Consider the following 14785-nt stretch of genomic DNA (forward strand, 5'->3'; position numbering starts at 1 on the left):
ACTCCCCCTACTGTCGACACTTTCCCCCAGCAAAACATCTAGGTGAAACAAAAATATGGTAACAACAGTCTTTTGCAAAAAATACTAACTAAAGTTATGTCTTTTCGTGATGCAAACAAAAAGAACCCCAAAAATGAGGTTCCAATTGATCGGGCGTTATTTAAGGGTTAGCTCCTTCTCCCATGTCTTTTCATTGCCTTGCTCATTTCGAAATACCAAGATCAATTTCCCCTTTTCCCCCTTCAACTCATCCTTGTAAAAGAAACCGGTGAACTGTCCATTGCCACTGATGTAAAAGCCATTCCCACCAGGGATACCTTCTGTGTCGTTTTTGATCGCTTGCTCTATCGTGTTTACGATGTCAGTTTTCTCAGACTTCCACTGCATGCTAGCTAACGAATAGCCGGCAGGTAGCTGTTCAATAAAGAAATCGAAGCTATTCCCCTCGATGGGTTTCGGTTCCTGGTCGACCACGACGAGAATTTCTTTTTCCTGCTGTTCTGCGGCCATGTCTTGTGCAACGTTCTCCGGTTGTTTCTCCTTGTTTTCTTTGTTTTCCTGAGGAGCTTGCGGCGGCACTTGACCAGTCGATTCTGAAGGAAGCGGTGTGCCACAAGCACTAGTAACGAGTGATAGGACCAATACAGCCAGTAAGCTTTTCATTTTATTCTTTTTCAGATTCATCGTCATTTCCACCTTTGTTTTCATTTTCAACCAACGTGAAGGAAAAAGCGACTCCATTCACGGTATTTTCCGCACCATAATCACTGCTATGCAGATCGAGGATATGTTTACAAATCGCCAATCCGAGACCCGTGCCGCCAGATTTCCGCCACCTCGAGCTATCTACTCGATAAAATTGCTCCCATATCCGCGTTAGTTGATCGTCTGGGATGTGCGCTCCTTCATTTTCGATTCGAAACCGGATGCACTCCCGCTCGCGGGTCCCCGTAATCCGAATCTCACTTGATGGATTGGCGTGCCGGACTGCATTGCCGAGCAAATTCACGATCACTTGCTCGATACGTCTTGGATCTGCCCATACGTTGGTCTCTTCAGGTAAGGCGAGCCATAGTCGTACCTGCTTGTTTGCCAGTTGTAGTTGAAAGGAAGCGGCTACACGATCTATGATTTCCGATACGGGAAACGATTGTCTACGAAGCAAAATGGCTTTGGCTTCGAATTTGGACAACTCCAGCATATCCATAATGAGCTCGTTCATCTTGTCGACTTCGCTTAAAATGACGTCCATGTATCGCTCCCGCTTTTCATGTGCGACATCATCCTTTAGCCCTTCCGCAAAGCCCTTCACAATGCCAAGCGGGGTCTTGAGTTCATGAGAGATGTTAGCAATCAATTCTTTGCGAAGCTGTTCCATTTTTTCCTTATGCTTGAGATCCTCGCGAAGAGTGACGTTGGCACTCGTCAGGTCTTTTAATGTCTGATCCAGCTTGCCAGCTAACGTATTCAGATGGCGAGAGAGCTCACCGAATTCATCCTGAGAATGAATCGAAGCAAGTTCTGTGAAGTCCAGATTAGCCATGCGTGAAGCGGAATGACTCAGCGTAACTAATGGTTTCGTGATGATCTTCGAAAAGACAAAGGAAAGCAGCAGTAAGATGACGAGGATGACTGGCGTCGCGTATAGGGAATAGCTGGTCAGCATACTTACCGCATCGCTCACTGGCTGCAACGTCGTCACCGCCAGTATGTAATTCGCCCCTCCCTGATAGGAGAATCGATGAATCACGATGGCATAGTTTACACCACTCCACGGATCAGTCCACTTGCGCTGGATGAATGATCCGCTTTTCATCTGCGTAATCTCGTCGTATTGCTGCGTCAGCCATGGTCCGATTTGATCCGCTACGAGAGAATCCTGATAAAAAGGGTTATGTGCCCGCTGCTGACTAGGCAGCATGAGTTCAGAAATAACAGCCGTAACCCGGGTTAGTCCATTTTCCGACACATTTGCGGATGGACTTTGCCTTGCAATCCGTATCGGCTTCATGATCGTATCGTTCTCATCCATATAGATTCCGTCGATGGTAATCTTGTCTCCAACATGAAGTCCTTCAGGGAGATCGGTCCTTTTCATTTCTTTTAGCGGTAAGGTAATCACTTGATTTTTATTTGCTGCTTTTATTTCCAGAAAATAGGGATCGAGATTCAATTGCCTGAGCTGCTCATCTACAATCGCGATGCTGGCATCTGTGCGATTCATCAATGTCCCCACCATCTTATCCAGCTTGTGCTTGTCGGGAGGGAGTTTGGCGTACTCATCCGGGAAAGATGCCATTGCTTGCGAGAGCTCGCTTACTTTCGCATTTAAATAAAAGCGCTCAAAGAAAAACTTTTCCCCTATCAATATCAAAGCGTAGAGCAAAAAGACAAAAACAAAAGTGGCGGCAAATAATTTTGTCACAACGTTTAGTCGAAGCCGTTTCATTGTTTTGCCTCAAACTTATATCCAAAACGGATCATCGTCTGAATCAGATGCTGCTCTGCATCCAGCTTGGCACGCAGTTTTTTCACGTGGGTATCAACGGTGCGATGGTCGCCAAAGTAGTCCATCCCCCAAACCCCATTCAATATGCTATCTCGGGACAAGACCGTCCCTTCATGCTTGATGAAGAACAGAAGCAGCTCATACTCTTTTGGTGTCAATGAAATCGGGACGCCTGCAATCGTAACGGTGTGAGCTCGTTTGTTTACCGTCAATGCTCCAAACTGGGCGATATCATCTCCCCTCCCGATGCTCCCCTCTGCCCTTTTCATCAGAGCTTTGGCACGGGCCACTAATACTTTTGGGCTAAACGGTTTGGTGACATATTCGTCCGCGCCAAGCTCGAAACCCATCAACTGGTCATCGTCGTCTACTCTGGCTGTAATGATCATGATGGGAATGTCGGATTGTTGACGGATTTTTCTGCACACCGACCAGCCATCCATCTCGGGCATCATAATATCTAGCACAACTAAATCGACAGGGTGCAGAGCAAAAAGCTCCATCGCCATTTTACCGTGCTGCGCTTCGAACACTTCCCAAGCTTCTTTTTTTAAATAATCCGATACAAATTCACGTATGAGCTCGTCGTCCTCAACGAGTAACACTTTCCGTTTCATTTCCGCACTCCTTACTCGTGGTTGTGCATTTATTGCATAGATTACCAGTTTATTGTGAAACTTACGAATCCATATCTCACCGTCACCATTCTTATGACCACTAACCTTGGTTTTACAAGTTGAGTATAGATGGCTGATGTGACCGTTGTGTGTACATGAGATGGATTTGCAAAGAAAACAAACAACCGAAAATGACTGAGGCCACTGAAAACATGCAAAACGAGCCTTAGAATCGATTCTAAAGGCTCGTTTTGCTTTTTCAGTGGCCTCCGTAAAGGCGGGGCGATTCTAATGGTCGATCTCACTTTCTCTTAATCTGACGATGGCTTGTGCCCGATTCTTTACCTGGAGCTTGCTAAAAATTTGATGCACATGCCCTTTTACCGTCCCCAGTGTGAGATGCAGCTTGTCCGCAATCTCCGAATTGGATAACCCTTCACCGATCAGTGCCAGCACTTCCGACTCTCTTTCCGTCAATTTTTCCAATGCAGGGGATACCCGAATTTGAATATCAAGCGTAGGAAAATCCTTCTCCACGCTTTTGAGCAGCTTCGAAAGATAAGCCATCTCTTGCTTGGATACGTTTTTGCTTTTATAGAGCGAATAGAGCATTTTGGCAACGCCAGGGCCTTCATCCAAAAAAGTTCGTACATAGCCTTCTGGCGCGGCTAACGTCACCGCCATGCGCATACACTCCATCGCTTCATGCTGCTGTTTTTGGATCATGTAAGCTTGGCTGAGCAGAAGAAAGGCTTCAATTTGACTTCCGAGCCGATCCTTTATTTCTGCCTCATGCTTTAGACTAGTTAGCAGCATGATGGCTGCACTGTCGTTTTTTAAATAGAGGTATACCCGGGCCAACGTCATTCGCTCAAATTCATGTCGGGAAGCGACAATATCGACATTCATTTTCGTGTAGGGCTCGGCCCATTTTTCTATTTCTTCCCGTCGATTTTCTTCGATCCATAATCGGACGCGGAATGTTTCTACAAATGACATCCAATGGGGAGGCGCATCATGCTGGCGGCAGAGCGAAGTGATTTCCTCCATGGCCAGCCACATCTCGTCGTTACGATGCTCTGCTTTTCTCCATCGGGCCAAAGTCAGATACACAGGGACCAATACACCAAAGTTCAAGGAGATGGTACCTAACTGGATTGCTCGCGGAACGAAATATTTTAACTGCTCAAAATCATTTTGCTCATAATAAAACTCTGCCAACACGATAGAACCGTAGGCTAATATACCAAGACCACTGTGCTTCCAGATCGCCCTTAATTTTGGATAGTATTCTTTCACGTGGGACAAATACCCGCTCAATCCCACACGACTACGAAGCACGTATGGCTCATCTGAATTCAGCTCTATGCCTACAATGAAGTAGCGGCTGAATTTTGGCTTCATTTGAACCGATTCTTCCATATATGTAAGAGAAAGATATACATTGCCCCGCATCACTTCGATATATCCCCGAAGCACACACATTTCTACTCGACAGTCGTCAAAGCTCCCATGGTTGGTCCGTGTTGCTTCGTCAGCCAATTGCAGGAGGATTTCCGCCTGATCAATTTCGTTGGATACCGCATGCAGCCAGGCAAAAGCAATGCACAGCTCAGGGTTGCATGCCAACCAGGACTTCTCAAAGTATTTCATCCATCTGCGCAGTGTTATATTCTCGTACTGTTTCAACATCCACGGCGCATGTGCGACGATCAAACGGCTCGCCCGGGTCCAATCTTTTCCGAGAAGCGCATGCTCAGTCGCCTCCATTACCCATCCGTGACTTTCAAACCAACAGCTTGCAGAAATATGTAGGGCAGGAAGCAGTTCATTATATGTTTTCCTTACATGGGAATGCAGAAGTTCCGCGAACAAATGGTGATAACGATACCACTCATTTACGCCATCCAGCGCGATGACAAATGAATTCGTTCTCTCCAGCATACGAAGGATATCGTGAGCGTCCGGCTCTCCGGTAACAGCTGCGCATAGATCTCCTGTCAGACGCGGCAGTATGGACGTTTTCAGCAAAAACATCTGTACTTTTTCTGGCAGTCGTTTCAATACTTCTTCCGTCAAATAGTCCCCGACATACTTGTCATTACCGGAAAATTGATGAATGACCTTAGACGCTGCGGGCTTTCCTTGCATGGACAAGGCTGCTAACTGCAATCCAGCCACCCATCCCTCTGTTCGTTTGCTTAGCAAGTCAATGTCTTGTTCTGACAAACTCAGACCCAATTGCTCGCGGAGTAAGCGCCGGCACTCCTCCTCATTGAACCGAAGAGTGTCTGAGCCCAGTTGCCTCAACTGTTTCCGAACACGTAGACGGTGCAGGGCAAAAGGAGGTTCCTCCCGCGTAATCAGGACGACATGCATATATAAGGAAGCATGCTGGATCAGTGTCTGCAGTCCTTCATGAATGGAAGGCTCCTTTATAAGATGGTAATCGTCCAATACGAGATAAAAATCACGTTCAAACCCCGCAATTTCTTCGAGCAACACGGACATCAGCTGCTCAGCAGAAGCCGTGTACTGTGGGTGAAGCACTGAGGAAGATGCTTTGCCCAAGCCTTCCTGTGCCCTATCAATTGCCCTGGCAAAATACCGCCAAAAGCGCACGGGATCATTATCGGATTCATCCAGAGAGATCCAACCGGTCGGTTTGCCGGAATTTTGCGTCCATTGACTGACTGCTGTCGTTTTACCGAAACCCGCTGGCGCGCACACGAGAATCAATCTTGCTTCGCCCGCGTCATCGATTTCTTTCAATATCTGATGCCGAAGCAACAAGTCCGAACCATACTTCGGAACATGAAGCTTGGTTGCGATAAGTGGACTGTACGTTACTAAATCCATACGCATCTCCTGCCTAGAAGTAAAATGACATTCATGAAGGAAACATGGAAAGTAGCCTTGCTATCGATGTCCTGAAGCGCAATGAGGTTGGCTAACGGGGGAAAAAGAGATCATATAAAGATAGGAAATATTGCTCAGATTAAAGATACAGCAAAGTGGTCCCTGAGTGGGTATTTTTTTTATGAACGTTGCATCCAAACAGAGAAAAACCCGACCGTTGCAGTGTCGGGCTTACCTTGAGTCATCTAAGCATTCTGTTGATTCGTCTGGCTTCTATCGCGACTTTTTTACTGTACAGCCTTTTATCCTGTTTGAGTTGCAGCACCTTGGCACACTGGTGCGCCTTTCTCAAAACGTTACTGCTGCAATTGTTTGTCGATTTCAACATCTGGTCGGCCCAGCGGTACGCTTCTCTAGCCAAAGACTCGTTGCTGTCCTTTGCCATCAAGCTGATATCCAGCAAGGTCTCGCTCAAGCTTCTGCCCAAACCGGCACTCCTCCAGGAGGAAAAGAGCTTGAGCTCTGGTTCACACTGCTTGACGCTGGCAAAAGACTGGCCCCAGTCCTGCTTGAGCAAATGGATTTCGGCAATTTTTAACCAAAGGAATACTTTGTCAAAAGAATCTTCCTGTTCGGGGAGATCTTGTGTGAGATAGTGAAGCGCTTTGTCGTACTCCCCCAATTCTTTTGCGCGATGATACAGCAAAGAATAATTCTTTTTGTCAGAGCCAAGCTGCTCCTCCAGCTTTTCCAGCAATTTTCTGGCTTCTTCCATGTTACCAAAATCGCTTGCTCTGTCCATTAACGTAATCAAGGACTCATCCTCGAGATTGGCAGGATAATTCCTGGCCTTGGATTGAAACCATCGCTCCAAATCTTCAGCCGTATACATCGTTTCCAGCTCCTTTTTCTTATCCTGAAAGAAAGAGCTGAATCGGTACAGATCATTCTCTTCGATATACGTGATCGCCTCTTCCATCCCCGCCGAAATGATATATTCGGTGTCAAAACCATAGTAGGTATCGAAATTGCTTAATTTTGCCTGCTCAAACAGTCGGATATGGTTGACATCCTTAAACTTTGCCAACAAATAAGCCACGATGTCCATGGATTCATGAAATCCCTGATACGGATGGGACTTATGCATCTCAATCTCTTGGCTCATCAAATAGTGCAGGAACTCCTTGTCTGCTTCTGTCACAGTCTGATCGTATTGCAGCTGAACAATCAGCGCGTATCTTTTCAGCCCGTTCTTGTCATAACCGTATGCACCCTTACATTTGCTGTATGCAAAAGAGCTCCAGAGGTCTTTGGAATGTTTGATCAATGGCAATTGCTCTGGTATTTGGTGGATTTCCATATGCGATACTCCTCTCCCCTTAAATGGGTCGGCAGCGCCTTACTCATCTTTTCCCATTCTAATCGTCTACAATTGACAATACAATTTTCAAAGTGGTTAAATGTAATATGTTTACATTTTTCAGGAGGTGCACAAAATTGGAGCAACAACCGCCATCACCATCGGTACCGACAGAGTTTTCTCCCCTTGCCCAGCAAGAACCACCAAAAAACATGGGGGATTTATCGAAATCGTACGACAGGGCGACGATTTTTTTCACGAGATGGGGAGCCCATGTTCTTGATCATATTCTCCTCCCTTGTTTTCTAATCGGATTGCTCTCACTTGGGGTTTCCATCGATAAAGACGCCAACGGTCTCTACTTCTTCATCCTAGCCGCAATTATCCTATGTTCTTATTATGTACTGTTAGAAGGACTCACCGGATATACGATCGGAAAATTTACTTTCCGCATCATTGCTGTCAATGCGGAAGGACGACCACCGGGGTTATGGAAATCATTCATCCGTTCCCTCATTCGTCTATTCGAAGCGAATGCATTTCTTCTGGGCGGGTTGCCGGCTGGTATCAGTGTGTTGGCTTCCGACAAAAGACAACGGTTAGGTGATCTAGCAGCGAATACGTACGTCGTGAAAGTGAAGGATTTGAACAACGTCAGCAAAAAGCAAACAACCGTACTCGCTGTCGTCTTCTCCATCGTAGCTGCTTTGTCCATCATTGGTATGATTTTTGGGATAGTCGATCTCGCATCAAGAACGCCTACCGAAGAAATTTTCTATAGCAAGGATAAAAAGATTCAAATAACTGCCCCTTCCGATTGGGGCAAGGATTCATCCCTTCACGATGAAGCTGATTTAGAAATCTCCAATCGTTTTAAAGAAAAGTATGTATTGGTACTGTCAGAATCGAAAGAGGATCTAGACAGTTCATTCACGCTTCAAGATTATACGCAAGCGATTGAAGCAAACCTTCAAGAGGCAGTAGAGAATGTATCCGTCGATAAACAGATACGCACTGTAGTCGACAACCAGGTGGCCATCCAATTCAATGCGAAAGGCGAAATAGACGGCATTAAGGTCGCTTATATTGTAACATTGGTCGAAACACCTACCCATTTTCATCAAATCATGGCTTGGACAGAAGAGAAAAGGTTTGAGTCCCTCAAGCAAGAACTGCAAAAGGTCAGTGCAAGTTTTCGCGAGGTAAAATAGCGACAGAACACAGAAGCCACCTTCATTAGGTGGCTTTTCTCCACAGAAAAAGTAGGGACTCCACTCCTAGTTGTAGACAGGACCATATAACGATTGAAAAAAGTGGTTTATATGTATAATTGAAGGGTAGTCCTCCTTTTCATATAATGTTAAAGTAGTACAGGGAACCATTTTTTTCTAGAAGATTTTTCCGATAAGTGTTAATTTTCAGGTCAGAATTCCAACAGGTTTTCTGCCTCCACCACTACGGGTAGCGCTCTTAATTCTTAAGAGTTACTATAAATATTTCTTGAGGGGTGTATGTTCATGTTTATGGGGAAAGGAACAGTCCGCGAGCTCGGAAATCAAATCGACAAGGTTCTTGGAGATATTAAAGACATCCAGGCAGAAATCGACCGCGACTCCGATAAAATTGACAACGAATTGAATTCTTGCTCTCGTGAGCTGATCAACGCACAGACAACGCTGGGTGAAATTCAGCCACTGATCGAAAGTCTCGTTGCTCAGGTTGGTCAAAATGCTCCTGATCACATCAAAGTGCTTGTTGGTACCATTGCAGATGGTATTACGGGTAAAGTGAAAAATACGCTGAACAACCTGGCAGAGGTTCAAAAGAACGTGAAGGACGTTGACAAGCTGACAGACGCCATTGATGGGCATACGGATAAAATTGCACAAAAAGTAAAAGAAATCGATAGCATCACTGACAAAGTTCAAAAGTAGGTGATCGAATGTCGTACATAAACAATTCGAACGGTTGGGGTAATCAGCATACGAATCATGTGGCAAATAAGGTTGACCATCTCGCTGACAAAATTTCCTTTGCAGTGGATATGGTAGCCAATGCAGCGATTAACCTGGACGGCGCTCAACAAGAGCTGCTTACACTGGCAAATGCACCCTACCCACCACAATCAACCCAATTAATTTCGTTAGCGAATCGCATTGCAGCGAATAAGCGCCAGATTGATGATGGATTGGCCAAGATCAAAGAAATGGCCCGCATCATCGATCAAGAAACGAATCATATCCAGACCCCTCCTCAAAGAGGCTGGTAATGGACGGAGGTTCTACTTTTGTAGAACCTCTTTTATTTTTGCGACGCTGCATGGGTTAAGAATTCTTTCCTCTCGCGCTACTTCTCTATCGCTCTTCATCACTGGGCTTTTTGCTGGCTATGTGATTCCCCCACGGAGGCTCTGTTCTCATCAAGTGCCGTACAAAATAATCCCATTTTCTGCGGATAAAATACGGTTCCAATGAAAAACCGTGATGTCGGTTGGGCAAAATCAACATGTCAAAATCTTTATCCGCTTTAATCAATGCATCCGCCATTCGAATCGTTTGGGAAGGATGCACATTATCATCCAAATCTCCGCTCACCAGTAAGAGCTTTCCTGTCAGGTTGGCTGCCAGACGTGCATTATCTTGATCCCTGTACAAGTCCGGGTCATACAAACCTTGATAGCGTTCTGCCCATGCTGCTATATACAGCCGTTGATCATGATTACCACACGCGGAAACCGCAGCCTTGTAAAACTCAGGAAATGAGAGTATGGCCCTTGCCGAAGCGTAGCCTCCCCCTGAGGAGCCCCAAACGCCTACCCGATCAACATCTACATACGGGTAGCGCTCAGCCAATTGCCTTACCGCTGTCACATGGTCAAGCAAACCTCCTGCTTCCTCCAATTTTCTGTTGGAGATGTCATGGAACCATTTGGAACGATAAGGTGTCCCCATTCCATCCAGGATCAACACGATAAACCCTAACTGCGCCAATGATTGTCCCCCACCAAGCGGGTCATGGTTTCGACCGGGATCAAGCGCGAAAGCTTTCGGTGTATTGATGATCTGTGGTCCCCCGTAAATGTAGTCTACGACCGGATACTTGCGTGAAGGATCAAACGGGAATGGACGCAGCATCACCCCATAAAGATCGGTCACACCGTCTCGTGCTTTGACGGTAATCCTTTCTGGAAATTGGTACCCCATCTCGAGCAGCATTTCTACATCAGCGTGTTCCAATTCGCGAATCAGGCTGCCATCTACCGAGCGAAGAACAGAAACAGGCGGCAAATCAACTCGCGAAAATGTATCGACGAAATACTTCATATTGGGAGAAAACACAGCATCATGCTCTGCATCTTCTGGCGTCAGCAACGATAGACCCGTTCCATCGAGACGAACGCGATACAGGTGTTGATAATAAGGATCGCGCCCCTCCTCGAGCCCCCCTCCAGTGATATACACCCATCCTTGCTGCTCGTCCACTGCCATCAGCCTACGTACTGTCCAGGAACCCGATGTGATCGGATTGCGAATCTCCCCCGTTTTGCCATCGCAATGGTAGAGGTGGCTCCACCCATCACGCTCCGAATGCCAGATGAACGAACCATCGGCCAATAAGCGAATATTCGGATTGGATGCTCCGAGATTATGCAGGTCTTGATTCAAAAACGTATCGCTTTGTTCCCGCAGTAGCGTGCAAACCTCACCGGAGCATGGATCAGCTACGGAAAATTCGACAGAGCGGGCATCACGGGACATCCGGGCGAAATATACCTGTTTACTGTCGGATGACCATCCGGCCATTTGCATCCCCGGAGTGAGGGGGGAGACTGGGCATGCCATTAAAGGCTCGCTTTCAATCCGGACTGTGGTTCGCCTTTCCAGGTCACAGACGACCAGCTCTGCCAACGGTACGTGTGGATCGCCAACCAGTGGATAACGGTACGAGTGCAATACCGGTCTGATTTCTTCACCTTTCGGAACTGATTGGATCAGATGCATATTGCGTACCTTTCTTCGGTCAAGCCGATGGGTCAGCAGCATCTTGGAATCGGGTGACCAAATGGCTACAGGAGGGAGCTTAATGTTTTCCAATCGCTCCGCCACGGTCGATAGCCGACATTCAGGTTGGGTTCCGTAATCATAGTAAGCCATGCCGTCGCGGGTCAGCCTGATACGATATCCAGTCTCGAGTGACCGAACATACAAGTTGTGATCGTAGACAAACGCCACCCACTTTCCATCTGGAGACGGCAGTTCATCCATCGATGGCTTCTTCAAATTATCTAAAGGCTTGCAGCTGTATTCCTGTAACTCGCAGCTCCAAACAGTACCGTCCACCTCAAACTTGAATAACGATCCATTCTCGGTAAACATAAGTTCCCCAAGTGGCAATGTTTCTGCGCTATACGTTTCTCCTGCAATTCCTGACAAACAGACAGCTAATCGTTCGTGATCGAATGCTGGCTGACTCGTATTCTGTTCAGCATCCACGATCACATATTGCCTGCCAGTCCCCTTTTCCAAACGGATTTCACGGATGTACCAGAACTGATTCCCGCTGATCCAGTTTGGCCTGATAAAAGCATTGAATACTGCGTCGTAATAATTGGCAGGATGCAAGCGTTGTGCCCTCTCATACTGTTCCCATGTGACAACATTCTCCATTTGAATCCCCCTCTTTCAAAGTGAGATACAAGAATCATGTGCTTCACATTTTTGAACAAAATAAATTTCCTTAATTATCCATTTGTAACATGCATATGTAAAATCCGAGATAATATATCTCCGAATTTACTTTTTTAGCACCTGAGAAGTAAGTCTTTCTTTCATGAAGAAAGAGGCGATCTCTCGCCTCTTCGCTCTTAACACGGATCACTCACTTCCGCTATCACTGTTTGGTTCCTACCCGATCTCTTCGCCTTGTACATGGCCTCGTCAGCTACATTCATCAGCTCTTCGGCCGAAACAGCATGGGAAGGATAGTGCGCAATGCCTTGTGACACGGTTAGCGGCTGCCCGATTGGATTTGAACTTGTTTCTAAGGCAAGACGAATTCGTTCGGCAACCTGATAAGCCTCCTCCAGTCCAGCATGGGAAACAAGGACAACAAATTCCTCACCGCCAAAGCGACTGCTCACATCTTCGGGCCGAAGTGATGAAGAAATGATTTTCGCAAAATGCCTCAACACTTCATCTCCAGCCTGATGGCCAAATGTGTCGTTAATGGCTTTAAATCGATCAAGGTCCATCATAATAAGAGAAAAGGGGATTTGCTCCGCCATCCATTTTTGCATGGTTTCCTCGAGCGTTCTTCGGTTCGTTAGCCCTGTCAACGGATCTGTTCGCGCATCATGGGCCAATTGCTCCGTCTGCTTTTTGATATCGGTTAATGCAAAGCGAATGGCACGAGATAACAGCTCGGCCTCCCGATTCCAATGCTGGCTACCCTCAGAGAGTTCCACCTCTTCTCTCCCGGCCTTACTCACAAGATCGGCCAAGGATACGAAAGGTTTCGCTACTTTGCGCGCAAGCCCGATCACAACTAGCATTAATAATAAAAAGGGAGGCAGCGTATACAACAAAACGGATTGAATATCACGATTTAATTGTTCTTGAACAACACTGATAGGTGACACGACAACGACACCCCAGTCATTCGCTGGAACCTTTACGTACGCGGCTAATACCGTCTCTCCCCTCAAGTTGACGATCTGTTCATAGCCACTTTTCCCTTGAATGAGCTTGCGTACGGCTGGATTGGCACTGATATCCTCTCCGATCCGATTTGTATCACGGTGGAACAACAAATGACCATCAGATCCTACGATGTAAAAAGAGGAACCTAGTTCGTCTGTTGGATTACTTCCAAAGATCGTATTCAAAATGTTATCTTCATGAAGATAAATCGTTCCCCCGATAACCCCCCGGTAGATCCCGTCTTTATCAAATATGGGCTCGCTCATCAATACAATGAGTCGCTTCGTGCTTGTTGTTACGTAGGGCTTGGAAATGTATGGCGTTTTTATAGCCAATGCCGTTTTCCCCGTTTTCGATTTAACATAGCTTCCTACTGTACCAATAGATCCGGGAGACACACTTCGAACAAGCCCCGTTTCATCTACCACGGTAACCGAATTAAAATAGTTGTTTGTACGACGGATCAACTCAAGCTTGGAATATACCTCATCCGCATTCATCTCGTTCCGATTGGAAAAGATGCTCGCCGAATACTGTAAGCTACTGCGCATGGATTTAATCAAAGCATCTAGGGTATGACTCATTTTGGTTGCACTTGTGTGATTTAAGGTCAACGTGGTGTGAATCAGTGCCTGTTTTTTGGACTGATAGAATGAGATAAGGAGAATGGTAACAGTCAGAACAACGGATAAAGAGACTAGTCCTGTTAATAGTGTCACCAGACTAATCTTTTTTGAGTGGTTTGCTTTTTTTCGTAAGACAGGCATTCGATGCCCCCTTGTATTTGGCATGTAGCTATTATGCAATAAATAAAAAATAGTCTAACACTTGATAATATTCGTTTCAAGTATATAAGAAAGCTCAAACTGCCGACTCTTGGCTTGTGGACACAAAAAAGCCACCTTTTTCAGGTGGTAGTTTTCGTACATCATCATCTAGGAGACCCGAATGCTTTGCCTTCTCATCCACATCGTTGCCACCCACTTTTCCCCATGGATCACTTGTGTCCCAGCATGCAAAGTGAACTCGTTTAATTCTTGATTTCTATAAAAATATTCAAAGTAGACAGCCATGCCTTTGGTAGGGAAAACAGATAAATTAAGCAAAGGGAACACCGTTTCTCCGCCTTGCTCCACATCATTCAAATACATCACGAGCGTACTAATGCGATTGTTCGTACTTGCTCGACTCGTTTCTGCAAAGAAATCATAATGGGGTTTATATTCTTGACCAGGGGTATATCGTAGAACTTGCAAGCCATCACCGTGCTCAATTGGAATATTCATGATTTGAGAGATTCGCTTCTCGATTCTTGCAATCGTCTCCGTCTGCTCGCAGAACACCCCGCTGCTCGTTCGAATAGAATTGACTGAACGATCTTCGCCTATTTTTGAGCGTTGCAATCGTTCTCTGGAATGTTCGATTAGCTCATCACATTCGCTATCGCTAAGCACATTTCCTAACACGACAATCAGCGGTTCCTCATACTTAGCAAGGATTCGAATCTCTCGATCTTCTGTCTTGATCCTATTCCCAGTATGATCAAAAATCGTCCGTTCTTTCTCTGTTGTGTGCCCTACCATCATTATGCACCCCATATATATGACGTCCGTCGCAAAAAATAGAATACCATAAAATAGGTAAAATCAATCAGTAAACTTTAGAAAAATCCAAATATTTTTAACTGTGGCTCGATTCTGATTAGCTTATGAACAAAACCCGTCTCCTATATGGTAAGAGA

At 45.8% G+C, this 14785-nt stretch carries 11 protein-coding genes; 3 read left to right on the forward strand and 8 right to left on the reverse strand.

Translation table 11 applies throughout. The annotated features are described in order from the left end of the window. Positions 1–156: 156 nt before the first annotated feature. The 5 genes from FB479_RS22480 to FB479_RS22500 all read right to left on the reverse strand — a co-directional run bounded on the left by FB479_RS22480 (position 157) and on the right by FB479_RS22500 (position 7345). Entirely contained in the window at positions 157–684 is a 528-nt protein-coding gene (locus FB479_RS22480; protein ID WP_106657099.1) for a hypothetical protein, read from the reverse strand. Next, positions 665–2449, reverse strand: coding sequence for a sensor histidine kinase (locus FB479_RS22485; protein WP_142066775.1), 1785 nt, complete (start codon positions 2447–2449; stop codon positions 665–667). The genes FB479_RS22480 and FB479_RS22485 overlap by 20 nt, the downstream gene beginning before the upstream one ends. Further along, a complete protein-coding gene (locus FB479_RS22490) occupies positions 2446–3126 on the reverse strand; it encodes a response regulator transcription factor (RefSeq protein ID WP_142066776.1) in 681 nt (226 codons plus the stop codon). The genes FB479_RS22485 and FB479_RS22490 overlap by 4 nt, the downstream gene beginning before the upstream one ends. Positions 3127–3414: 288 nt before the next feature. Then, the gene (locus tag FB479_RS31175) at positions 3415–5985 is read right to left on the reverse strand and encodes a winged helix-turn-helix domain-containing protein (protein WP_142066777.1); all 2571 of its coding nucleotides are present in this window, start codon (positions 5983–5985) and stop codon (positions 3415–3417) included. A gap of 241 nt (positions 5986–6226) precedes the next feature. Then, entirely contained in the window at positions 6227–7345 is a 1119-nt protein-coding gene (locus FB479_RS22500) for a hypothetical protein (protein ID WP_142066778.1), read from the reverse strand. 137 nt (positions 7346–7482) lie between these two features. Between FB479_RS22500 and FB479_RS22505 the strand changes: the two genes are divergently transcribed. From FB479_RS22505 to FB479_RS22515, 3 genes are all read left to right on the forward strand, one after another. Continuing rightward, on the forward strand, positions 7483–8556 hold the full coding sequence (locus FB479_RS22505; RefSeq protein ID WP_142066779.1) for an RDD family protein: 1074 nt from the start codon (positions 7483–7485) through the stop codon (positions 8554–8556). Positions 8557–8862: 306 nt separating this feature from the next. Then, entirely contained in the window at positions 8863–9279 is a 417-nt protein-coding gene (locus FB479_RS22510) for a hypothetical protein (RefSeq protein ID WP_233220522.1), read from the forward strand. An 8-nt stretch (positions 9280–9287) separates the two neighbouring features. Continuing rightward, entirely contained in the window at positions 9288–9614 is a 327-nt protein-coding gene (locus FB479_RS22515; RefSeq protein WP_106657092.1) for a hypothetical protein, read from the forward strand. A gap of 85 nt (positions 9615–9699) precedes the next feature. Here FB479_RS22515 and FB479_RS22520 read toward each other — a convergent pair whose 3' ends face one another. From FB479_RS22520 to FB479_RS22530, 3 genes are all read right to left on the reverse strand, one after another. Then, positions 9700–12012, reverse strand: a complete 2313-nt coding sequence (locus tag FB479_RS22520) for a S9 family peptidase (RefSeq protein ID WP_142066781.1) — start codon at positions 12010–12012, stop codon at positions 9700–9702. 197 nt (positions 12013–12209) lie between these two features. Further along, the gene (locus FB479_RS22525) at positions 12210–13811 is read right to left on the reverse strand and encodes a sensor domain-containing diguanylate cyclase (protein ID WP_142066782.1); all 1602 of its coding nucleotides are present in this window, start codon (positions 13809–13811) and stop codon (positions 12210–12212) included. Between the two features lie 168 nt (positions 13812–13979). Continuing rightward, positions 13980–14627, reverse strand: coding sequence for a 2OG-Fe(II) oxygenase (locus tag FB479_RS22530; RefSeq protein WP_142066817.1), 648 nt, complete (start codon positions 14625–14627; stop codon positions 13980–13982). Positions 14628–14785 lie beyond the last annotated feature (158 nt).

It is taken from the genome of Brevibacillus sp. AG162, assembly GCF_006715575.1.
Lineage (GTDB): Bacteria > Bacillota > Bacilli > Brevibacillales > Brevibacillaceae > Brevibacillus > Brevibacillus brevis.

Coding starts and splice junctions, on each gene's coding strand:
- FB479_RS22525 (WP_142066782.1), bottom strand. CDS start 13,811: ATGCCTGTCTTACGAAAAAAAGCAAACCACTCAAAAAAGATTAGTCTG.
- FB479_RS31175 (WP_142066777.1), bottom strand. CDS start 5,985: ATGGATTTAGTAACGTACAGTCCACTTATCGCAACCAAGCTTCATGTT.
- FB479_RS22515 (WP_106657092.1), top strand. CDS start 9,288: ATGTCGTACATAAACAATTCGAACGGTTGGGGTAATCAGCATACGAAT.
- FB479_RS22500 (WP_142066778.1), bottom strand. CDS start 7,345: ATGGAAATCCACCAAATACCAGAGCAATTGCCATTGATCAAACATTCC.
- FB479_RS22485 (WP_142066775.1), bottom strand. CDS start 2,449: ATGAAACGGCTTCGACTAAACGTTGTGACAAAATTATTTGCCGCCACT.
- FB479_RS22480 (WP_106657099.1), bottom strand. CDS start 684: ATGAATCTGAAAAAGAATAAAATGAAAAGCTTACTGGCTGTATTGGTC.
- FB479_RS22520 (WP_142066781.1), bottom strand. CDS start 12,012: ATGGAGAATGTTGTCACATGGGAACAGTATGAGAGGGCACAACGCTTG.
- FB479_RS22530 (WP_142066817.1), bottom strand. CDS start 14,627: ATGGTAGGGCACACAACAGAGAAAGAACGGACGATTTTTGATCATACT.
- FB479_RS22490 (WP_142066776.1), bottom strand. CDS start 3,126: ATGAAACGGAAAGTGTTACTCGTTGAGGACGACGAGCTCATACGTGAA.
- FB479_RS22510 (WP_233220522.1), top strand. CDS start 8,863: ATGTTTATGGGGAAAGGAACAGTCCGCGAGCTCGGAAATCAAATCGAC.